Annotated in this window: 21 protein-coding genes; 11 read left to right on the top strand and 10 right to left on the bottom strand. The window is 54.3% G+C overall.

Going from position 1 to position 22106, the window contains the following annotated elements:
- Window positions 1-153: 153 nt before the first annotated feature.
- The 5 genes from G6L97_RS24050 to G6L97_RS24070 form a co-directional block, all read right to left on the bottom strand.
- A complete protein-coding gene (locus tag G6L97_RS24050; protein ID WP_065706053.1) occupies window positions 154-1149 on the bottom strand; it encodes a branched-chain amino acid ABC transporter permease in 996 nt (331 codons plus the stop codon).
- 21 nt (window positions 1150-1170) lie between these two features.
- A complete protein-coding gene (locus G6L97_RS24055) occupies window positions 1171-2058 on the bottom strand; it encodes a branched-chain amino acid ABC transporter permease (RefSeq protein ID WP_065706054.1) in 888 nt (295 codons plus the stop codon).
- Between the two features lies 1 nt (window position 2059).
- Window positions 2060-2806 (bottom strand): ABC transporter ATP-binding protein, encoded by a 747-nt coding sequence (locus G6L97_RS24060; RefSeq protein ID WP_065706055.1) that lies wholly within the window; start codon window positions 2804-2806, stop codon window positions 2060-2062.
- Window positions 2799-3566 (bottom strand): ABC transporter ATP-binding protein, encoded by a 768-nt coding sequence (locus G6L97_RS24065; RefSeq protein WP_065706056.1) that lies wholly within the window; start codon window positions 3564-3566, stop codon window positions 2799-2801. The genes G6L97_RS24060 and G6L97_RS24065 overlap by 8 nt, the downstream gene beginning before the upstream one ends.
- 73 nt (window positions 3567-3639) lie before the next feature.
- Window positions 3640-4836: an ABC transporter substrate-binding protein gene (locus G6L97_RS24070; protein ID WP_065706132.1), complete on the bottom strand. Its 1197-nt coding sequence runs from the start codon at window positions 4834-4836 to the stop codon at window positions 3640-3642.
- A 320-nt stretch (window positions 4837-5156) separates the two neighbouring features.
- Between G6L97_RS24070 and G6L97_RS24075 the strand changes: the two genes are divergently transcribed.
- Window positions 5157-6080, top strand: a complete 924-nt coding sequence (locus G6L97_RS24075; protein ID WP_141194050.1) for an IclR family transcriptional regulator — start codon at window positions 5157-5159, stop codon at window positions 6078-6080.
- A gap of 62 nt (window positions 6081-6142) precedes the next feature.
- On the opposite strand, the gene G6L97_RS24080 is transcribed toward G6L97_RS24075, so the two are convergent.
- The 3 genes from G6L97_RS24080 to G6L97_RS24090 form a co-directional block, all read right to left on the bottom strand.
- A complete protein-coding gene (locus tag G6L97_RS24080) occupies window positions 6143-6535 on the bottom strand; it encodes a hypothetical protein (RefSeq protein WP_174003995.1) in 393 nt (130 codons plus the stop codon).
- A 217-nt stretch (window positions 6536-6752) separates the two neighbouring features.
- Window positions 6753-7508 carry an SDR family NAD(P)-dependent oxidoreductase gene (locus G6L97_RS24085; RefSeq protein WP_065706059.1) on the bottom strand — a complete coding sequence of 252 codons (756 nt, stop codon included), beginning with the start codon at window positions 7506-7508 and terminating at the stop codon, window positions 6753-6755.
- Between the two features lie 79 nt (window positions 7509-7587).
- Window positions 7588-8790 (bottom strand): CaiB/BaiF CoA transferase family protein, encoded by a 1203-nt coding sequence (locus tag G6L97_RS24090; protein WP_065706060.1) that lies wholly within the window; start codon window positions 8788-8790, stop codon window positions 7588-7590.
- Window positions 8791-9070: 280 nt separating this feature from the next.
- On the opposite strand from G6L97_RS24090, the gene G6L97_RS24095 reads away from it, so the two are divergent.
- From G6L97_RS24095 to G6L97_RS24120, 6 genes are all read left to right on the top strand, one after another.
- Window positions 9071-9832, top strand: coding sequence for an SDR family NAD(P)-dependent oxidoreductase (locus G6L97_RS24095; protein WP_065706133.1), 762 nt, complete (start codon window positions 9071-9073; stop codon window positions 9830-9832).
- 51 nt (window positions 9833-9883) lie between these two features.
- Complete coding sequence (locus G6L97_RS24100) at window positions 9884-10312, top strand: VOC family protein (protein ID WP_065706134.1); 429 nt, start codon at window positions 9884-9886, stop codon at window positions 10310-10312.
- Between the two features lie 105 nt (window positions 10313-10417).
- Complete coding sequence (gene pcaF / locus G6L97_RS24105; RefSeq protein ID WP_065706061.1) at window positions 10418-11623, top strand: 3-oxoadipyl-CoA thiolase; 1206 nt, start codon at window positions 10418-10420, stop codon at window positions 11621-11623.
- A gap of 9 nt (window positions 11624-11632) precedes the next feature.
- Window positions 11633-13699, top strand: coding sequence for a 3-hydroxyacyl-CoA dehydrogenase NAD-binding domain-containing protein (locus tag G6L97_RS24110; RefSeq protein ID WP_174003997.1), 2067 nt, complete (start codon window positions 11633-11635; stop codon window positions 13697-13699).
- A 31-nt stretch (window positions 13700-13730) separates the two neighbouring features.
- Window positions 13731-15080: an MFS transporter gene (locus G6L97_RS24115; RefSeq protein WP_174003999.1), complete on the top strand. Its 1350-nt coding sequence runs from the start codon at window positions 13731-13733 to the stop codon at window positions 15078-15080.
- A 51-nt stretch (window positions 15081-15131) separates the two neighbouring features.
- Complete coding sequence (locus G6L97_RS24120; RefSeq protein WP_065706135.1) at window positions 15132-15962, top strand: hypothetical protein; 831 nt, start codon at window positions 15132-15134, stop codon at window positions 15960-15962.
- A gap of 168 nt (window positions 15963-16130) precedes the next feature.
- On the opposite strand, the gene G6L97_RS24125 is transcribed toward G6L97_RS24120, so the two are convergent.
- Together G6L97_RS24125 and G6L97_RS24130 are read right to left on the bottom strand one after the other, a co-directional pair.
- Entirely contained in the window at window positions 16131-16262 is a 132-nt protein-coding gene (locus tag G6L97_RS24125) for a hypothetical protein (RefSeq protein WP_269021724.1), read from the bottom strand.
- A 31-nt stretch (window positions 16263-16293) separates the two neighbouring features.
- Window positions 16294-16989: a GntR family transcriptional regulator gene (locus G6L97_RS24130; RefSeq protein WP_174004001.1), complete on the bottom strand. Its 696-nt coding sequence runs from the start codon at window positions 16987-16989 to the stop codon at window positions 16294-16296.
- A gap of 113 nt (window positions 16990-17102) precedes the next feature.
- Here G6L97_RS24130 and G6L97_RS24135 point away from each other — a divergent pair, with 113 nt between their 5' ends.
- Genes G6L97_RS24135 through G6L97_RS24150 form a run of 4 tightly spaced genes read left to right on the top strand, consistent with a single transcriptional unit; the run spans window position 17103 to window position 21971 of the window.
- Complete coding sequence (locus G6L97_RS24135) at window positions 17103-18074, top strand: Ldh family oxidoreductase (RefSeq protein WP_065706064.1); 972 nt, start codon at window positions 17103-17105, stop codon at window positions 18072-18074.
- A gap of 23 nt (window positions 18075-18097) precedes the next feature.
- Entirely contained in the window at window positions 18098-19348 is a 1251-nt protein-coding gene (locus G6L97_RS24140; protein ID WP_065706137.1) for an iron-containing alcohol dehydrogenase, read from the top strand.
- A 1-nt stretch (window position 19349) separates the two neighbouring features.
- Window positions 19350-20828 (top strand): NAD-dependent succinate-semialdehyde dehydrogenase, encoded by a 1479-nt coding sequence (locus G6L97_RS24145; protein ID WP_065706065.1) that lies wholly within the window; start codon window positions 19350-19352, stop codon window positions 20826-20828.
- Between the two features lie 27 nt (window positions 20829-20855).
- Entirely contained in the window at window positions 20856-21971 is a 1116-nt protein-coding gene (locus tag G6L97_RS24150) for a mandelate racemase/muconate lactonizing enzyme family protein (RefSeq protein ID WP_174004003.1), read from the top strand.
- Window positions 21972-22106: the final 135 nt, after the last annotated feature.

Below are 22106 nucleotides of genomic sequence, written 5' to 3' on the forward strand. Positions count from 1 at the left end.
CCGCATCGAGGATGGCCGCGTAAATCAAACCAAACGGTCTCCGATAAACCCGGGGCGGTTCAGTTCAATTGAAATGATTTTATTCGAATTGATGCAGCAGAAAAGGCCGGACAATGTCCGACCTTACGCGGTTTTAGATTCTGCCGGAAGTTCCTAGAGGGTTTTCCCGGTCTTACGTCCGATCAAGCCAATGATGCCATCTCTGAACATCAACACACATACGACAAATACGACACCCTGAATTACGGTCACCCAAGCGCCGAATGGGGCGAGGTAGTTTGCCATTGCGGTGATTATAAATGATCCAACAATTGGCCCAAAGATCGTCCCCATGCCACCAACCAGTGTCATCAGTACGACTTCACCTGACATGGACCAGTGTACGTCTGTTAGGGACGCCAGTTGGAACACGATGGCTTTGGTAGCGCCTGCAACACCAGTTAACGTTGCCGAGAGCACAAACACCGCGAGTTTGTACCTGTTGATGTCATAACCCAGCGAGGTAGCGCGCACCTCGTTTTCCCGAATTGCCTTGAGAGCTTGTCCGAAAGGCGAGTGGATAATTCTGTAGATCAGTGCGAGCGTCGACAAAAAGATCAGCGCTACGACAACGTAGAGCGTGCTGTCACTCGCGAGATCGATAAAGCCGAACATCTTGCCTCGTGGTACAGCTTGGATTCCGTCTTCGCCGCCAGTGAAGGGGGCCTGTACACACACAAAATACACAAGTTGCGCCAATGCGAGGGTGATCATGGCGAAGTAGATACCTTGCCGTCTGATCGCCAGGGATCCTGCTACGAAGCCTAATATCGCTGAAACAATAGCACCGAAGAGAATAGCGAGCTCCGGCGGGAAGCCCCATATCTTGGCAGCATGCGCGCAAGCGTAGCTGGCCATGCCGAAATAAGCAGCGTGACCGAAAGAGAGTAGGCCTCCGTACCCAAGGAGGAGATTGAAAGCCAACGCATAGATGGAGAAACACAGCACCTTCATGACGAAGACCGGGTACAAAAACATCGGCATGACTATCAACGCTAACGTGATGAGCCCGAAGACGATCAGGTGATCTTTGGCGCTACGATCATGTTCCGCGGGCAGGAGAGCACTTACGGTATTTTGCTCGAATTCAGTTTGAACAGTTTGTTTCATTGGAACACCTATCAATCCATATCAGACCGCGCGACCGAAGAGGCCCGCTGGCTTAATGAGCAAGACAATCATCATCACGACGAAAATGACCGTAGAGGATGCCTCGGGGTAGAAAACCTTCGTTAGTCCCTCAAGGAGCCCAAGTGAAAAGCCTGTAATGACCGAACCTAGGATTGATCCCATTCCCCCAATTACCACCACGGCAAACACGACGATGATAAGATCAGCGCCCATATTTGGATTGACGGAGTAGAGCGGGGCTGCAAGCACGCCCGCAAATGCTGCAAGCGCTACACCAAACCCATATGTTATTGTCAGGAGAAGCGGGACATTCACTCCGAAGGCTTGGACAAGCGATGGGTTCTCTGTTGCTGCTCTCAGATAGGATCCGAGCTTCGTTTTCTCGATCACGAGCCAGGTTGCGATACATACCACCAGTGATACGACGATGACCCAACCTCTATAGATTGGAAGGTACATGAACGGCAGGCGGTATCCGCCAGCAAGTTCAGGTGGAACCGCGTAAGGTATACCCGATACGCCATACTCGTTGCGAAACAGTCCCTGAATTATGAGAGAGATCCCAAACGTCAAAAGCAGACCGTACAAGTGATCGAGGTGATACAATCTGGAAATGAACAGCCGTTCGAACAGCACGCCGGTGGCACCAACAATGATCGGTGCCAGAAGGAGAGCCCACCAATATCCCAAGCCCAGGTAATTGAGCAGCATCCATGCGATGAAAGCGCCCATCATGTATTGGGCACCGTGGGTAAAATTGATGATGTTCAGCAATCCAAAAATAATCGCCAAGCCAAGTGAGAGAAGCGCGTAAAATGATCCGTTGATCAACCCTATCAAGAGCTGCCCGAACAACGCGTTCGCAGATATGTCGAAAAATGCGGTCATGTCAGACACCTAGATACGAGTGCAGTTTCTGGATGTTGTTATCCAGTTCAACGTTGAGGATCATGTCGATGACTTTGCCGTGGTCGACGATGAAGTGCCGATCAGCAACAGATTGTGCAAACCGGAAATTCTGCTCCACGAGTATTATCGTGTAACCTTCGAGCTTTAGCTTTTGTAGCATCGCGCCGATCTGTTGAACGATAACGGGAGCCAGCCCCTCGGTTGGCTCATCGAGCACGATCACTTTTGCGCCGGTTCGAAGTACACGTGCGATGGCAAGCATCTGTTGCTCGCCGCCCGACAACTTCGTGCCCTGGCTTTTTGATCTCTCTTTGAGGTTGGGAAACAACTCGTAGATTTGCTCAATCGACATCCCGCCAGCATTGATGCGCGGCGGAAGCATCAAGTTCTCCAGCACCGATAAGCTAGCGAAAATACCGCGCTCCTCGGGGACATATGCCAAACCCATCCTGGCTATATGCCGAGAAGGCGCTTGGACAATCTGCTTGCCGTGAAACTCAATTGAGCCGCGACGCTTGGAGAGAATGCCCATGATCGCTCGGAGCGTGGTTGTTTTTCCTGCTCCGTTTCGTCCCAGCAGTGTGACGACTTCTCCGCGTTTGACGTCAAAGGAAATACCATGCAAAACATGGCTCTCTCCATACCACGCTTCCAGCGCATCGACTTTCAAGCACACTTCGTCAGACTGCGCTTTAGCATTTCTGGAATGCTGCAATAACTCAGACATGACCGGCTCCAATGTAAGCTTCAATCACCTGCGGATCCTGGGAAACGCTTTTGTAGTCGCCTTCGGCCAAGACCTGACCACGTGCCAGCACGGTTATGCGATCTGACAGGTTCGCCACTACAGACAGATTGTGTTCGACCATAAGGATGGTTCGGTTCTTCGAGACTTGTTTGATGAGCGCAGCTGTGCGGTCAACGTCCTCGTGGCTCATTCCAGCCATAGGTTCATCAAGCAGCATCATTTCGGGATCCAGAGCGAGCGTTGTTGCGATCTCAAGCGCTCTCTTGCGGCCGTAGGAAAGCTCTTTTGCTTCTTTGTGAGCGAAGGCGGACAAACCAACGGATGCGACCAATTGATCTGCCTCATCGTTGAGGACGGCAAGAGTTTTATCCGACCGCCAAAAGTCAAAGGAGTCACCGCGTACGCGTCGCTGGAGGGCTACTCTGACATTCTCCCTCGCGGTCAAATTAGGGAATACTGCCGATATTTGGAACGACCTTACTAGGCCGAGCCGCGCGACACGCGAGGGATTGAGCTTCGTAATGTCGTGACCGTTGTATGAAATCCTGCCACTGGTCGGCGTCAGGAATTTTGTAAGCATGTTAAAACAGGTTGTCTTTCCCGCTCCGTTGGGACCGATGAGTGCGTGTATGGTCCCGCGGCGGATGCTGAGATTTACGCCGTTCACGGCGTGAAACCCGCGAAATTGCATGCCAAGGTTCTCAGCGACCAGGATATGATCCGTGCCAGATGTCGTCATGATTGATGCTCGCAAAAAAGAAAGAGCTCAAGCGCCGCCAACTGATCGCTGGCGGGGCTAATGAGGAGATCAATTACCCGTTGATCTTGCAGCTTTCCAACCGTGGGGGCGCTGCGTCTTCGGCATTCACCTTCGCGATGAAGGAGTAGTAGTCCCAAGGTGCTTTCGACTCGTCAGGAGTTTTCACGCGGAAGAGATACAGATCGCGCATTACCCAACCGTCATCTCGAATTTTGGCGTCGTGAGTCATCATGTCGTTGACAGGCAACTCACGCATCGCCTTGGCGACTGCGCTGGACTCTGTCGTGCCCGCCTTCTCAACGCCCTTGATGTAATGACGCACGGCACTATAGACGCCCGCCTGAGCCATCGTTGGCATACGGCCATTCATTTTCTCGCCAAATCGCTTGGACCAAGCTTTGGTCTCGTCGTCGAGGTCGTGGTAGAATGCAGAGGTCAATGTGAGGTTCTGCGCGATTGGCAGACCAATGCTGTGTACGTCCGAGAGGAACGTCTGCATTGAGACAATCTTCTGTCCACCGTCTGCAATGCCGAACTCGGTGGATTGTTTGACGACGTTGATGAAGTCGGAACCGCCACTTACAAAGGCGACTACCTTCGCGCCAGAGCTTTGTGCCTGGAGCAAGTATGACGCAAAGTCGGTCGTACCGAGCGGATGCCAGACCGTCCCGACTACTTTTCCGCCACCTTTGGTGATAACGTCAGTAGCGTCTCGTACCATGGCATGGCCGAAGGCGTAGTCCGCAGCTACGAAATACCAGGAATCGCCACCGTCTTTAAGAACAGCCGTCGCGGTGCTTCGAGCGGAAGATGCCGTATTGAAGGTGAACTGGAAGCTGGTCGGGGAGCACGATTTTCCGAGCAAATCCGAGCTGCTCGCACTAGAAAAAGCAACGATCTTATTCTTCTCGTTCGCGACCTGCTGTACCGCCAAGGCGATGGAAGACACTGGGAGGTCGAAAATCGCAGTTACACCGTCGGCATCGTACCATTTCCGAGCGATGTTCGCCCCAATATCTGGTTTGCCCTGATGGTCGGCGACAAGAACTTCAATAGGCTGTCCCAGTACTTTACCGCCCGCGTCTTCTACAGCAAGCTCTGCGGCTACTACGGATCCAGGTCCAGCCAAATCGGCGTAAATGCCGCTTTGGTCATTCAGAATGCCGATTTTTACGGGGGTATCACTCTGTGCGAAAGCACAAGCAGCTGTCCCCAACAACGTCAAAATAGTCAAAGCCGATTTAATCACAGGTTTCTCCTCCAGTACCTGATGACACGCCCCTACGGGCGCACTCCCCCCACTGTCGAACGCATTGGCGACCGACATTGGCGATTTCTCTGAACTGTAATTTTCGCTCCAGCATCATCGGCCTCCCAGCCGTAAAACGATGCGGTTATGCGCAAAATACTCCCAAGATCGAAAGAACAAGATTTTAAGTATCAAGTCAAGATATTATATATGAAACCTTATGGCTGTTTGCGATTATTCCAACTTTGGTGGCGGTGCAAATTTGTTTGGAAAGAGTTATAGGTCAACTCAGACTCGTCGGGGGGAAAACGGACTAGGCCATGGCAAGAGTAAAAATCGAGAAGGAAGTGGAAGATGAGCTTGAGGGAGGAAGTGCAGCGCCTGCTTATGCTGCACCTGCCTTGGAGAAGGGGCTCGATATCCTTGAGACTTTGTCGGCAAGCAACGTAGCATTATCTCAAATTGAGATTGCTGAGCGGATTGGCCGTAGTGTTAGCCAAATGTACCGTATGCTGACATGCCTAGTCTCGCGTAACTATGTTGCGAACGTCGGAGAATCATACTCAATAACGACGAAGTTGTTCGAGCTGGCTCACAACAATCCACCTACGAACCATCTCCTGTCAGAAGCCACACCAATCATGCAGGAATTGGCATCTGAGATCGAACAAGCCTGCCACCTAACGGTGTTCAGTGCAGGACGTCAGGTCGTCATCGCAAAGGTCGACAGCCCGAGCTGGGTTGGATTCAGTATTCGTGTAGGGGCACTCCTGGACTTACTCGTATCCGCATCAGGACGGGTGTTGCTGGCCTTTCAAGATCCAACCACACGAGATTTGCGGATTAAGGAAGCGCTGAGACACAGACCGCAGGACGCAGAGATCGAGATCGGTAAAATACTGGAAAGTATCCAGGATCGCGGGTTCGAGTCGATGGTAAGCATGCAAGTGAAAGGCCTTCACGCGATCAGTTTCCCAATTCTGGATACTCGCAACCGAGCCATGGCTGCCCTGACCGTTCCTTATGCTGACCGCCTTGAGCAATCAGGAAGCAAATCCATCGCAGACGCAGAGGTAGCTTTAGGGCGTGCGGCCAAGACGTTGTCTGAACGAATGGGTTGGCGCGAAGGTGTTAGTAACGTTGAGATATTAGGGCTGGGCGAGGCGGGGGCTGATGATACACCGCGCCGTCGGCGACGTGCAAAGTTGGGTAACGTCTCCGATACCGTTAGACAGCGGTCATAACGGCGTGCGGTGGATGAAAAGCTATGGAGAGAGTATTTGCCCAGAGCGGTAAGCAACGTACGTCAAGGTGAGCCTCCGGCAAACCCGGCGCGGTTCATATTAAAGGTCGATGGTTGAACAGAAAACAAAACCTGATCGCCAGTGTATGGAATTTCCAGTGTAACCTTCATACCAGGTACGGACTGGCTTCGACCACGTTCAAGGCCGTACATAAAGCCCGATACCTTCACCTGAGCCTCCGACTGGTCTACAGCCGCATTGTGAACGTCCAACTCGGGTACGCTTATGACGAACTTATCAAAGATGTAGTTCACCAAATCTTCTATGGAGGCATTCAATATGCGCCCCTCAGGAATCGTAGCGATTTCCGTGGTGACCAACTTACTTTGGGCTTCTCGAACCTGATATGAACTAACTTTGCAAAATAGGGGTTCTGGTTCGGTGTAACGCGCCATGCCTGCCATTCCTCATCGAGATTTACGATTCAGTCACAGGGCCACCTCACTCGATTTGCAACAAGCTTGCAAGTTTAGGGCGAGTATATTGGAATGGAGTTTTGAAAAAAGGCTTTGCGAAGCGCACGACTGTAGGGTTTCGCTCGACCTGACAGATAGAAGGAGAATTCATAGATTTGTGTAGCGAAACTAGGATGCCCCGCTACACGAGATCTCGTTAGGCTGGCAAACCGCCGTCGATCATGAACGTTGCCGAAGTGACATATGAGGCCTCCTCAGAAGCCAGCCACAGCATCGGATTTGCAAGCTCTGCCGGTTCCGCCCATCTCTTGAGTGCGCAAGGTGGCACGAGATCATCAACTGCTTTCTCTCCCATCCTTTTGAGATGGAAAATGGTCCGAGTAAATCCGGGGCAAATTGAGTTCACGCGGATGTTGTGTTCGGCTTCTTCGAACGCGAGTGTTCGCGTCAAAGCAAGGACACCAGCCTTTGTGGCATCATACGCCCCCATACCTTTGCGGCCGTACATGGCATAAGTAGACGATACGTTGACAATGCTGCCGTTTTTGGCTTCGCGCATATGTGGAATGACTGCACGGGACATCGACACAAAGCTGAGAAGATTGACGCGAACGATCTCGTCCCAAAGCTCCCAGGGTGCGTCCGCTACGGCTTCGTAGCGTCTGATTCCAACATTGTTCACGAGCACGGTTGTGGGCCCGAGTTTTTCCGTGACCAGCGCGACGGATCTTTCGGCCTCTGTCTCGACGCCGAGGTCTGCCCCAATTCCGATAATCTCTGCGCCGGGAACTTGAGTGCGAATATCTTCAGCTGCCTTCTCGGCTGCTTCAGCACTGATATCGACGAGCGCTACTTTTGCGCCTTCCGCACAAAAAATCTTTCCAGCAGCAGAGCCTATGCCGCCGCCACCGCCGGTGATGACAGCTACCTTGTTCTCTAATCGATTGCCCATTGTGTTCCTCCATGATTGAGCTGATGTTGAGAGCACCGCCAGGACTTTCCGCCTCCTGCGAGAAAGCCGACGTTGTCGGTTATGAAGCGCTAACAGCGGCTCCTGTTTCCTCGAAATCCCTTGCCTCAGCGATGCTGAAGCCAAGTTCTCCGAGAATGTCCTGAGTGTTCCACCCAAGAGGTTGGGCGAAGATCCCAGTCGACGGATATTCGTCGTCGCAACGAATTGTCGAACGAATCACTGTGGTACTGCCTTCCTTGGGGTGAACCTCTTGCGAGAGAAGTCCGACTGCCTGGATGTGTGGATCAGCCACGAGTGTCTCTGTCGTGTGGCAAGGCATGGCCGCAATGTCGGCATCCTGGAAGATCTGTAGCCATTGAGCTGTCGTTTTATCGGAGAGTGCAGCTCCGCGGACTTCAAACCACGCATCGACGTTCAACGCGCGAGCTGAGACGGTTGCGAATCTTTCATCATCAAGAAGCTGATCGCGGCCTACAGCTTTCAGGAAAGCCTTGACCTGCGGGTCGGTATTGATGGTCACCGATATCCATCCGTCTGCAGTTTTAAGCGGATGGTTGTTCGGGTTCAGAAGGCGACGATCTCCAACTGGTCCCACTGGAGGATCAAACGTCGCCTGAGCCAAGTGCTCCTGGAGAACAAATGCCGCCATTGTTTCGAACATAGGTATCTCAATGGAAGATCCACCGTTTCCAGCGTTTCGCTTGAGGACCGCAGCGAGAATTGCACCGGCAGCGATCTCGCCAACAATATGGTCGCAAACAACCAATGGCACATAGGATGGACTACCGTCGCGTGCCTGGAAAAGTCCAGCAATCCCGGATGCGCCTTGGATAACGCTGTCGTATGTTGGCCTGCCAGAGTAGGGGCCATCCGTTCCATAGCCTGTGATGAGGCAATGTATCTTATTTGGATAGGTATCTCTTATTGAAGCCGCGTCTAGGCCCAGCCGTTGAAGCGCCTGTGGGCGCATGTTGGCAACGACCACGTCGGACCACTCAATGAGCTTCTTTATAATCTTATCTGCGCCTGGCTTTTTAAGATTAAGGCCGATGTTACGCTTACCTCGGTTGAGATGAAGGTAAGTTCCCGAATGCTTCCCGGTGGGCGACATGCCTCCCAACCCGCGCATTAGATCGCCTTCGGGCGACTCGACCTTGATAACCTCGGCTCCATACTGCGCAAGACGCCAGGTGCATGTTGGACCAACAACAACGCTCGTGAAATCGAGTATGCGCAGACCGTTCAAAAGGGAATTATTCACTTGTAACCTCCGCCCGGGCGATGTCGGGCAACGCGCTCCAATCGCCACCTGAAGTACAGGCGTCGATGTCACCGCTTAATTTGTGATCCTCCGGAGCCGCTCTTTGACCGCTCCCACGTTGATGTTCTCCTCGTCAACGTCCTCGGATACTGTTTAATATCATATTTGATGTCAAGCAATCAGATGTGAAATTTAATTTGCATCTAGATTCCGTAGGTGAACTATTGACATCATATGTGAAATGATAATGATCGCTGCGAGGCGAGGAATGGAGGACTACATGTTGATGAGAGACAAGGTTTGCGCGATCACAGGCGCAGCATCTCCTCATGGAATTGGGCGCGCGACTGCTCAACTGGTTGCACAAAATGGAGGAAAGCTGGTCATCCTAGATGTCAGCGACAGCATTCATAAAGCTTGTGCTGATCTCCAGAAGGAATTCCCGAATTCCGAAATCGTTGCTGTACAGACGGACATCTCGTCCCGAAGCGACTGTAAGCTTGCAATTGAAGTTGTTCTTGAGAGATTTGGGCGAGTCGACGCACTCATTCACTGTGCTGGCGTCATGCGCGCCGCAAAATTCGAAGAGATATCCGAACAGGATTTGACAGATGTGCTGTCGGTGAACTTGGCAGGGACATTTAATATCGTCGGTGCGTTTTCACCGTCGATGATCGCTCAGGGTAGCGGTTCTATTGTCAATGTATCATCGGTCGCGGCACAGCGGGGAGGCGGGCTTTTCGGGGGATCACATTACGCGGCCTCTAAAGGCGGTGTCTTGAGCTTCACTCGGACGCTTGCAAGGGAGTTTGGTGCGTCTGGTGTACGCGTCAACGCAGTTTGCCCCTCCCTAATCGAGACTGACTTCGTCGCGTCAGCCATCACACCTGAACGACTTCGCGAGCTTTCAACGGCAATTCCATTGGGACGTCCTGGGCGTCCTTCCGAAGTGGCGGGAGCATGCATGTTCCTTGCCTCTGATTTGTCGACGTACATCACCGGGGCAACCATCGATGTGAACGGTGGCATTCACATCCACTGATTACCAAAGCCAAAGCACGAGAAGTGCGCAAGCCTATATATGGAGGAAACCATGGCAACTCATTTTCACCACGTAAACTTCACCGCGAAAGATGTTTCGGATCTCGAAAACTTCTACAAAGACGTTCTAGAGCTGCAGCAGACATATTACGGCGGTCACGACGCTGACGACCAGATTAAGGACCGCGGATATGGTGGTCACGTGACCTTCCTCACCGACGGTTCCACTGAAATGCACCTGGCCACGCGTGACCTCAACGTTGCTTTCAAGACCGGCAAGGGTGTGAACCCACTTGACCGTGGACATATTGCATTCCGTACAGACGACATTGAAGGCATTAAGGCGCGCTTGACCGAGCGCGGCATTCCTTATGCTGACTATGGCCAGTGGGCTATCAAGGGATGGCAGCAGATTTTTTTCCAGGATCCTGAAGGCAACATCGTGGAAGTCCACGAAGTTGAAGGCGGCGAGGCTGCCTAAGGCCGAACTTGAGGGGGTGGCGTAAAGGCACCCCCTCTCGACCCGAGAAACCAAATCTCGATGTGGTTCCGACCAATCTCAGGTCTTTCGGAGGAGAAAGCCCGCATGAACGACGCATATATTTGCGATTATGTTCGTACCCCCATTGGACGATACGCTGGAGGCCTTAAAGACGTCAGAGCTGACGACTTAGCCGCTCACGTCCTGCGAAACTTGGTAGAGCGAAATACAAGTGTCGACTGGGAAGCTGTAACTGATACCTATTTTGGCTGTGCCAATCAGGCTGGTGAAGACAACCGAAACGTTGCGCGAATGGCGCTTCTGTTGGCTGGACTTCCGGTCTCAATCCCGGGTTCAACGATAAATCGTCTTTGTGGATCCGGTCTCGACGCCGTGGGTACCGCAGCGCGAGCGATCCGTTCCGGCGATGCCTCCCTCATGATCGCCGGTGGCGTGGAAAGCATGACGCGCGCGCCATTTGTCGTGCCGAAGGCAACGGATGCTTTCTCACGGCAAGCGCAGATGGAAGACACCACAATTGGTTGGCGCTTTGTAAATCCGCAGATGAAAGCACTGCACGGCGTGGACTCGATGCCCGAGACTGCAGAAAATGTAGCGGAATCTTATTCTATCAGCCGAGAAGATCAGGATTCCTTCGCTCTACGGTCGCAGCAGAAAACCAAAGCCGCCCAGGACAGTGGATTCTTCTCCGGTGAGATTGCTCCTGTCACGGTGAGCACGAAACGTGGCCAAACGGTTGTTGCCCAGGACGAACACCCTCGGGCTGAAACAACTCTTGATGGCTTGAGCAAACTGAAAGCACCTTTTCGTGCCTCCGGTGGCACAGTTACGGCTGGCAATGCATCTGGCGTGAACGACGGTGCAGCAGCGCTCATTTTGGCGTCAGAGGCAGCGGTAAAGCGCTTCGGCCTTACTCCTCGTGCCAGAGTCGTAAGCGTAGCGACCGCCGGGGTTGAACCCCGTCTGATGGGTGTCGGTCCGTTACCCGCAACACAGAAATTGTTGGCGATGAATGGGCTGAAAACCTCTGACATAGACATTTTCGAGTTGAATGAAGCCTTTGCGTCTCAAAGTCTCGCTGTCCTTCGAGGGTTGGGTCTTCCAGATGACGCAGACCACGTCAACCCCCATGGCGGAGCGATAGCCCTTGGGCATCCATTGGGCATGTCGGGTGCAAGAATAGCTGGAACGGCTGTGAGAGCGCTGGAATTGACGAGTTCGAAGAGGGCCATCGCGACAATGTGCATTGGCGTTGGCCAAGGCATAGCAGCCCTGATTGAACGGGTTTGAGGAACCGAGATGAGTAAGCAGTTCGGCGTCGTTCAGACCAGAATTCAGGATAACATCGGTATAATCTCTGTAGAAGAAAGCGCTACAGGGCTTACTGAGGAACTGGCGACGAAGCTCGCTTGCGCACTTTTTGATGTCGACATCGAAGGTGTCGACGTAGTTTTGTTGTGTGGTGGCACCGCGTCCTTTTTGGTGAACCCAGATGATGCGCCAAGATGGCATGTTGTTGCAGGGCTCTGTACTCATATTGAACGCTCGTCGAGACCTGTGATTGCCTTCACAGAGGGCCGTGTAGAAGATGCGGGTTTGGCAATCGTTCTTGCCTGTGACCATCGAATTGCCACTGATAGTTCCTTCTTCGGTTTTCCTGCGTCGAAGTATGGTCTCTCCTTTGTTGGAGGAGCTGGCCGACGTTTGGTGCGAGCTGTGGGGAAGTCGGCCGCCATTGAATTACTTTGTACAGAAAACATCGATGCCAAATCTGCGAAAGATATTGGGCTTGTCGATGAGGTGCTGGCCGATGTTGATGTGGTTGCGCACGTAATTTCCAACGCAACGAACTATCGGAAGATGCCAGAGACGTCGGCTATTGTTGACGCGGATCCGGCCAAGGTAATTATCGCCTCAAAGGATGCTATCAAGCGGTCCAAGAAGCTTGGATCCGTGGCCTCGGCCATTGAGCTGATAGACAAGATCGGGGTGGTCTCAGATGCTGATGCGGACGATCTAGAGAGGTCAAACTACATTATCTCTGCGTCATCGGACGATTTTAGGGCGCTTCAGCATCTTCAGTGGGCTGAAAAGCAGGCGTCTGTTTCCGGCCATCCGTCGACTGCGCACCATCCGATCAAAACGGTTGCTGTTATTGGTGCCGGTACTATGGGATCGGCGATAGCCGTAGCCGTTTCAGCAGTTGGCCTTCCCGTCACGTTGATCGAACAGACAGAAGAAGCCGCTCGCGCTGGTATCGAGCGCGTCCGCGGCATCTACGGCAAACAGGTGGAGACCGGGCGATTATCGCAATCACAGTCCGAGACCGCTCTGATAGGTGTTTCTGCGACGCATGACTGGGAAGTTCTCAGCGATGTCGACTTGATAATCGAAGCGGCGTTCGAGGATATGGATGTGAAACGATCCATATTTGAGCGACTGGATTCCCTTGCAAAGAAAGACGCGGTACTGGCGACGAATACCTCCTATCTCGACATAAACGAGATAGGAAAATTCACGAAACGGCCCGAAAGCGTTCTTGGTCTCCATTTCTTTTCACCTGCGCACATTATGCGCCTGTTGGAGGTCGTCAAAACCGAGGCGACGAATGAAAGCACACTGGCCGTAGGTGTAGAATTCGGGCGACGGATTGGGAAACTTCCCATCGTCGCTGGTGTGTGTGACGGCTTTATAGGAAATCGGATCTTCTCGATTTATCGTAGGCACGCGGAGTACCTTCTTGAGGACGGTGCCAGTCCAAAACAGATTGATGACGCTGCCCAGGATTTCGGGTTTGCTATGGGACCATTCGCGGTCGCGGACATGTCTGGACTGGATATCGCTTGGGCAATGCGGAAACGACGGGCAAAGACGAGAAACCCTTTGGAACGTTATGTCTCAATTCCGGATCGCCTTTGTGAAGCAGGGCGCATTGGGCGGAAAGTTGGGAAGGGGTGGTACGACTACCAGGATGGGCGCGCCGCTCCATCTCCTGAAGTCCAGAACATGGTTGAGCTTGGACGATTGAGCCAGGGTGTCATGGAACGAGATTTCACTCCGTCAGATATCCAACGAAGGCTGCTGGCAGTGATGGCAAACGAAGGTGCGAAAGTGCTTGAAGAAGGGATCAGCTCGCGGCCGTCTGACATCGATCTCGTTTTTGTAAATGGTTATGGATTTCCACGTCTGAAGGGTGGGCCAATGTATGCGGCGGACCAGATAGGTCTGAGTGCCATTTTGAACGAAGTTCTTAGCGCGGCCCATATCGGTGGCGCAGGATCGGAACCATCACGCCTGCTCGTGGAACTAGTACGAACTAACCGTACGTTCGGCGAATGGCAGAAAGATAACACCACACAATTCTAGAAATTTATGCTGCTTTTCGAGGAGGACGCAAATGTCGGCTAATACCCAAAACGCGACGCTATCCCAAGTAGACGTCGAGAGTGAAACAGTGACGCCTATGGCGAAGAAAGCTGCATTTAGCAGCGCGGTTGGATCAGCACTGGAGTGGCTCGATTTTACCGCTTATGGCGCTATCTCCGCGACTGTACTTCCTGCGCTATTTTTCCCCACAATGGAGCCAAGTGCTGCATTGTTGGCATCATTTGCTACGTTTGGCGTCGGATTTTTCGCTCGCCCGGCGGGTGGTGTTATCATGGGCATTTTGGGTGACCGGATAGGACGCAAAAATATCCTGTTGTTCACATTCATTATCATGGGATTTGCTTCATTCTTGATCGGCTTGATGCCGACTTACGAGACAATTGGTATATGGGCACCAATACTGATCGTGATGCTGAGGTTTATCCAAGGTTTTGCGCTTGGTGGTGAATCAACGGGCGCGCAACTGTTCACAATGGAGCACGCACCACAAAGCAAGCGTGGATTGTTTGGTGCGTTCACAAACATGGCAGCTCCTATTAGCCAGGTCTTGGCGAACGGGCTTCTGTTTGTAATTGCGGCGCTGATGACCACTGAGCAATTCACGAGCTACGGATGGAGAATTCCATTCTTGATGAGTGTACTGTTGGTGCTTTTGGGCGTGTACATCCGCTTCCGCGTTGAAGAAACACCCGCATTCCAGCAACTCAAGCAACGTCAGGAGCTTGCTGAGGCTAAGGACATCGAGCTGGAGCCCAAACGCTCAGTGTTTAAAACGCACCCTAAAACGATTATCCGGCTGATCCTTTTTTGGGCAGCGCCAGCCAGCTGTTACTACGTGATTACGGTGTTCTCGATCAACTACCTCACCAAATCTGTTGGGGTCGCCAACCAGACCGCTTTTGCATGCCTGATGGCAGCAAATGTGGTCGCAATTTTCACGACATGCATTGGTGGTGCCTTGAGCGACAAGTACGGCCGTAAGCCACCTCTGATCGTCACAACTTTGTTGATGTTCGTAATTGCGTTCTTCTACTTCCCCATGATGAACACAGGCAGCACGGTTTTGATTTTCCTTGCCATGGGCGCTTTCGCTGGCTGCATCCAGGCGCAGAGCGGTATTTTGCCATCCTTCTTTGCTGAGCATTTTCCAACGTCGCAGCGGTATGCGGGATCCGCAATCGCGTATACCGGTGCAAACCTGCTCTTCGCTGGCCCGACGCCGTTTGTCGCTGCTTGGTTGATGCAATCGTTCGGTGGTCAAGTCTGGATCATTACAGCTATGAGCCTGATCTTGCTGTCCGTCTCATTCGTGGCGCTTCTGATAAGCCCAGAGACGAGAAACGTCGATATCACGAAGTAGTCGAAGCATGGTGAATCCAAATCTGCGATAATGACGTACAGGACTAACACAATGACAAACGACCCTTCCGCTCCCGATGTAAATGAGATTGTTCGTAAGGAGACTTGCTCTGTTTCGGCGGTGCGTCGTATCGCTGCAATGTTGGACGTTGACCCCGACGAGTACAAAGAAGGGGGCGTGCTTCCCTTAGGATGGCATTTTATCTTGCTGGCGGGAGATACTCGGCGCTCCGAGGTCAGAGGCGATGGATTTCCGGGTCTGGGTGTTCCGATCCCAGACTTGGGCTTACCTCGTCTTTTGCTCGGCAGCAGGACTGTCGATGCACGTGAAGATCTGATTATCGGAAGCAATTATGATCGCCACAGCTGGGTTGATAGCATTGTCCAGAAGGAGGGAAAAGCTGGCCCAATGGCAATTGTATCCATCGCCCACGACTTGGTAGATCCTCTATCAGCTCGGGTCGTGTTGCACGAGGTTCAGACCTACATTTTGCTTGGGGCGGCACCTTACACGTCTCGTGAAACAGCTCAGTTAGAGTTGCCTGAAAATGTCACGACAATCGTTCCCGATGACATCCTTCTCTTTCAGTATTCTGCTTTAGGATTCAACTCTCATAAGATCCATATCGACCGCGCCTATGCGAGGGATGTTGAGGGTTATCCAGACATAGTGGTGAACGGGGGCTTATCTAGCCTATTGCTATTGGAGCATCTCCGAAACCGTGATGCGAGACAAGCGGTCAAGATTGTAGCGAAGCATCACCTTCCGCTTTTCAGCGGAAAGCCGATCCACATTCACACTGAAGATGTCGAAGGTGGTTTGAAACTGAAAGCACTTGACCATTCTGGAGCACTTTCTGTCGAAATCCACGTTGAGTTTTAGGTCGGCGGCTGAGCACTATGTTTATCCCCACGCCGTGGAGACATATCGGAAGCGGATGTCCGAGAAGATGAATGTTCCGCTTCACGACGGCGTCGCGTCGTAGAATTCCTGAATAGATGAGGTGATCGTTGCCGCGCTTCACTGATGAGGATCAAGTCGCCTTCGGCACTATGAGGCGGCGATGGGGAGTGGCGCTCTTTCCTTGGAGAGGAAATCGTTGAGCGCCTTGCCGATTGCTCCGCTGACGTCGGGATAGGCGGCATTGGTAAAGACTCCGAGGCCAAAGACTGCTGAGTTCAAACTAAAAAGCTCGCAGTACAAGCTGCAGTCATCATTGAGAAAATGCGCCAGCAAAACGCGCCTTCGAGTTTTCGATATGCCGTGCCATAGCCTGTTGGGCACCCTCGACATTTCCAGCCTCCATTTCCCCGATCAGTTCCTCATGCTCGCTATTGGCGTCGGTCGTCGCCCTTGCGTGGTAGAAAAGGCGAAACAGATGCACATGGGTATGCAGCCTAGTGAGGCTGTCATAGACGAGGGCATTGCCGCTGCATCTAGCGATGTAATTGTGGAATGCGGCATCGCGTTTGGCAAATTCACCGTAGGCAGCGCGAGATTCGGATCGTTCGACTTTCCGCATCTCGGCATCCAGGTTCTTTAAGTCTGCAATGATTTCGGGATCACGTTGCGCGGCAATGCGGCCTGCCGCAAACGGCTCCAGAAGCAGGCGCAGCTCGTAAAGCTGGTCAAGCTGAATGCGATCCATCTGGTCAGCAGCGCTGTAGCCGATCAGATGGGTCTTGATCACCAGCCCTTGCGCCTCCAGCCGTGAAAGCGCTTCGCGGATTGGGGTTTGTGACACGCCAAGGGTTCTAACCAGATTATCGACGGAGATCCGACCGCCGGGAGGGATCTTGAGCGACATCAACTGAGCGTAAAGCGCGTCGTAAACTTCGTCTCCCAGTCGCGCAGGCCTCCTCAGAAGGACCGTTTCAATAGCTTCGGAATGTTTCACCTTATCCCTCATCACAAAATTTCTCCTTGACGCGCTCAGTTTAGCAGACTAGCTTTTCTTTATCAATCATATATCCGATCGGATTTTATATCGTGACCATAGTGGTAGCCTCGCAACTGAGGGACATGGCCGAAATCGCATTGGCCAAGGCGGGTGTACCCGCCGGGCATAGATCACTTCAGGTCGATGTGTTGATGGAGGCCGAGCTGAGGGCGGTTCCGTCACACGGGCTTCTGCGGCTCGCCCGAATCGTCGCGCGGATCGCCAGTGGCGCCATCGACCCCAAGGCGACCGGTGCCCATGATTGGATTTCTGAGGCGTTTCTCAGTGTCGATGGTAAAACGGGGCTTGGTCCCGTGGTGGCTAACTGTGCGCTCGATGCACTTATGGAGCGTGCTCGCCGAACCGGAATTGCTGCCGCCGCGATCAGAAACTCCAATCATATCGGCATGCTGGCCTGGTATGCCGAACGGGTGGCCGAACATGGGTTTTCTGTCATCGCCTTGTCCACCAGCGAGGCGCTGGTACATCCATGGGGTGCGCGCAAGGCTATGATCGGCACAAATCCGATCGCCATCGGCGTGCCGACCGACGGGGCGCCTTTCGTCATGGATACGGCTACCAGCGTCGTTTCCATGGGGGAGATCTACGATCACGCCCATCGCAAGGCGAGCCTGCCTTCCCACTGGGCGCTCGATCAGGACGGAAATCCGACGACGGACGCCGAGGCTGCCAAGAAGGGTGCGATCGCGCCGTTCGGTCAGGCCAAAGGATATGCGCTCGGACTGGCCTTCGAGCTTCTGGTCAGCGGGCTTGCGGCTTCGGCCATCGGACGCGACGTGCACGGTACGCTCGACGACACCAGCATCTGCAACAAGGGTGACCTTTTCATTGTCATGCCCGGCCCGAGACGAGATCTGCAAGCCTATTTGCAGGCCATCCGGGACATGGAGCCGGCAAGCGGGTTCGACGCTGTATTTATTCCCGGAGAGCGGGGCAGGGCTTGCCGTGCCGTCCTGCTGCGCGACGGCGTGCCCGTTGCCGATGAAGTTTACGAAACGCTGTCTCGCCTCGCAGGCGTGTCGGCAGTTGCCTGAATCGGATCAATGGAGGATTGACCGTGACACTATTCGGTACTTTACGTTCACCCAGAAATATCGTCTTTGGTGCCGGCCAGAGGAAAGCGCTGCCGCAATTCGCGGCCAAGGCCGGGCGGCGTGCATTGGTGATCACGGACGAACGGCTGGCTGCCGACCCCGTATTCGCGGAGTTGATGGCTGCTGTTTCGGCCGTTGGAGTTGAGACCAGGATCTTCGCCGGCGTGACCGCCGAACTGCCGGTCGAATGCATCGCAGCGGGAGTCGAGGTCGGCAAAGCGTTCGAAGCCGATTTCGTCATCGGCATCGGTGGTGGGAGCTGCCTTGATGCGGCCAAGGTAATTGCCCTGCTTCTCACCCATGGCGGCAAGGCGTCCGACTATTACGGAGAATTCAAGATCCCGGGACCGATCCTGCCATTGATCTCGCTTCCGACCACCTCCGGAACGGGTTCGGAAGTGACGCCCGTCGCGGTCCTGACCGATCCTGACCGTGCGGTGAAAATCGGTATTGCCAGTCCTTATCTGATTTCCGAGACTGCGATCTGCGACCCGGAGCTAACCTATAGCTGCCCGCCGTCGCTGACGGCAATCTCCGGCGCCGATGCCCTCACCCATGCGATCGAAGCATTCACGACGGCGCGGCGCGAACCCTACGATTCCCTCGTCCATGACCACGTTTTCCTCGGCAAGAACGCTTTCAGCGACAATTATGCGTTGATGGCTATCGGACATATCGGCGCAAGCCTCGAGGCGGCAGTCGATAATGGCAACGATCATGTGGCCCGGGAACGCCTGATGCTGGGCGCGATGACGGCAGGCCTCGCCTTCGGTACGGCAGGTACGGCTGCGGCTCATGCGGTGCAATATCCGGTCGGTGCAATGACCCATACGGCGCATGGCACGGGCGTCGCCCTGATGATGCCCTATGTCATGCAGTTGAACCGTGACTGGTGCGTCGAAGAACTGATCGAGATCGGTACGGCACTTGGCGTGAATATGGTGGATGGACCGCGCGAGCGGATGGCCGACGCCACGATCGATAGGGTCGCTGATCTCTTCGCGTCAGTGGGTATCCCGAAGACGCTTGCAGATCTCGGCATCACCCGGGACCAGCTTCCGACGGTGGTCGAACAGGCGCTGGGCAGCGCCCGCCTGATCAAGAACAATCCCCGGCCCCTGGATGTCTCTTCCATGACACTGCTGGTGGAGGCCGCCTTTACGGGTGACCGTGCCGCCCTGCGAAGCCAGCCAGAACAAAGAAAGGCAAGCTGAGATGAACGTGATTGCAAAACCTTCGGCGATGTTGAGTTTCGATGTCGCTTCGATCCCGACGGACCTGTTTATCGGCGGCCAGTGGCGTGCCGGACGCGGCGGGGACAAGCTGGATGTGTTCGATCCTTCCACCGGCCAGGTGATCGCGCAGATCGCCAATGCCAGTCTCGATGACGCCATGGATGCGGTCGCCGCCGCCCATGCAGCCGGCAAGGGATGGGCTACCACCGCCCCGCGTAAACGCTCGGAAATCCTGCGCCGCTGCTTCGACCTGATGATCGAGCGCAGGGACATGCTGGCGGAACTGATCAGCCTCGAGAATGGCAAATCGCTGGTCGACGCCCAGGGTGAAGTAGGTTACGCGGCCGAATTCTTCCGCTGGTTTTCGGAAGAGGCCGTGCGCCTGAATGGCGAGATTTCCACCGCACCGGGCGGTGCCAACAAGATTCTGGTCGAACATCAGCCGATCGGCGTCGCCGTGCTCGTCACGCCGTGGAATTTCCCGGCCGCGATGGCGACACGCAAGATCGCTCCGGCGCTTGCCGCCGGCTGCACCTGCGTTCTCAAGCCCGCGACGGAAACGCCTCTCACCGCGTTTGCTCTGGCCGAAATCTACAGGGAAGCCGGTGTTCCGGATGGTGTCGTCAATGTCATCACCACCTCGCGCTCCGGGCCGACCGTCAGCGCCATGCTGAATGATCCGCGGGTTCGCAAGCTGTCCTTCACCGGTTCGACCGAAGTCGGTCGTGTACTGTTGCGCGAAGCTGCCAACACCGTCGTCTCCTGCTCAATGGAACTTGGCGGCAATGCCCCATTCATCGTGTTCGACGATGCCGATCTCGATGCGGCGATCGAAGGCGCGATGGTGGCCAAGATGCGCAATGGCGGAGAGGCATGCACGGCCGCTAACCGCTTTTACGTGCAGCGCGGTATCGCCAAGGCGTTTTCCGACAAGCTCGCCGAGCGCATGGGTTCGATGACCGTCGGCATCGCCTACGACAAGAGTGTCCAGTGCGGTCCGTTGATTAATGTCAAGGCAGTTAACCGCATCAGTGGTCTGGTCGAAGACGCCAAGGCGCGTGGTGCGACCGTGCTTGCCGGTGGCAAATCGCTGGATCGCAGCGGCTACTTCTACGCGCCGACGGTTCTGGCAGATGTTTCCCCGGATTCGGAAATCGCTGCCGAAGAGATTTTCGGGCCGATCGCCGCGATTACCACGTTCGATGACGAGGAAGCGGTGATCGACCTGGCGAACGGCACGGAATACGGCTTGATCTCCTATGTCTACACACGCGATTTGGCACGCGGACTGCGTGTGTCCGAGCGGATGGACAGCGGCATGGTCGGCCTCAATCGCGGCCTCGTCTCCGACCCCGCGGCGCCGTTCGGTGGCACCAAGCAGAGCGGCCTTGGTCGCGAAGGCGCCCATCACGGCATCCTCGAATTTTGCGAAACAAAATACATCGCTGTCAGCTGGTAAGCTGAAGCGGGCCAGGGAGGGCTCGTTTTGAATATCAAGTCTATCGACGCTTTTCAGCTTTCCATGGGAGACGGAAAGAGCTGGATGCCCAAAAGTGCTTTCGTCCGGATTGAAACGGAGAATGGCACATTCGGGCTTGGTGAAGCCTCGCCGATGCAAGGTGGTTATTCCTCGCTTGTGGTGATCGCCCGTGATATGGCGCCGTTCCTGATCGGAAAGGACGTGTTCGATCATGCGATCCTGCTCGACACGCTTTTGCACAAATGCATCAAGCTCGGCCCTGACGGTATCGTCACCGGTGCCTTGGCGGCGCTTGACATCGCCATGTGGGATCTGAGAGGAAAGCTGCTCGGCCAGCCGGTCTACAAGCTTCTCGGCGGCGCCTGGACGAAGCGCCTGGCGTGCTACAGCTCGGTTGGTGGGAATGCCGCGCGCTCGGTCGATGACGTGGTGCGCGCCGTTGCCGCCCGTGTCGAGAATGAAAACCCGGCTGCGGTCAAAATCCGCTGGGATGGTGATCGCACCCGCCAGGACGTCGATATCGCCGGTGACATCGCCAAGGCAAAGGCTGTTCGCAAACTGCTTGGCGACGGTTTCTCGATCGGCTTCGATGCCAATAATGGTTATTCGATCGGTGGCGCCATGCGGGTTGGCCGGGCGCTGGAAGACCTCGGTTATGATTGGTTCGAGGAGCCGGTCCAGCACTACAATGTTAATGCTATGGGTGAAGTGGCACAACGTCTTGATATCACCGTTTCGGCCGGGGAGCAGACCTATACGCTTCAAGGCCTGAAGGATCTGATCGAGGCAGGCGTTCGGATGGTCCAGCCCGACATCGTCAAGATGGGCGGTATCACCGGCATGATGCAATGCGCGGCACTTGCGCGGGCGCACGGTGTCGAACTCGTGCCGCATCAGACCCAGCCGACCGTCGGGCATCTCGCCAATATTCATGTGATGAGCACGATCATGCACAATGCCAAGCCAGTGGAACTGGCTGATCAGTGGGAGCGTGGCTCGCCCGTATTCGTCAATCCATCGGAGACGAGTGATGGTTATTTCACGTTGCCGGACGCGCCGGGCCTCGGGATCGAATTCGACCGGAAAGAAATGGATGCTCGGCGCATCGATATTTCGGCTTGACCCCATGGCTTTACGGCCACTTTTGACCCGCCTACTGGCCGCTCCGCGTAGCTACGGTCAGGCAGCCGTAGACCATGTTCTGATGACTGGAGCTTCGCAAAAACCACAGTAACCCGCAATGTTAGGGGAATCCCC

Origin of the sequence: Agrobacterium tumefaciens, from assembly GCF_013318015.2 — a bacterium.
Taxonomy (GTDB): domain Bacteria; phylum Pseudomonadota; class Alphaproteobacteria; order Rhizobiales; family Rhizobiaceae; genus Agrobacterium; species Agrobacterium tumefaciens.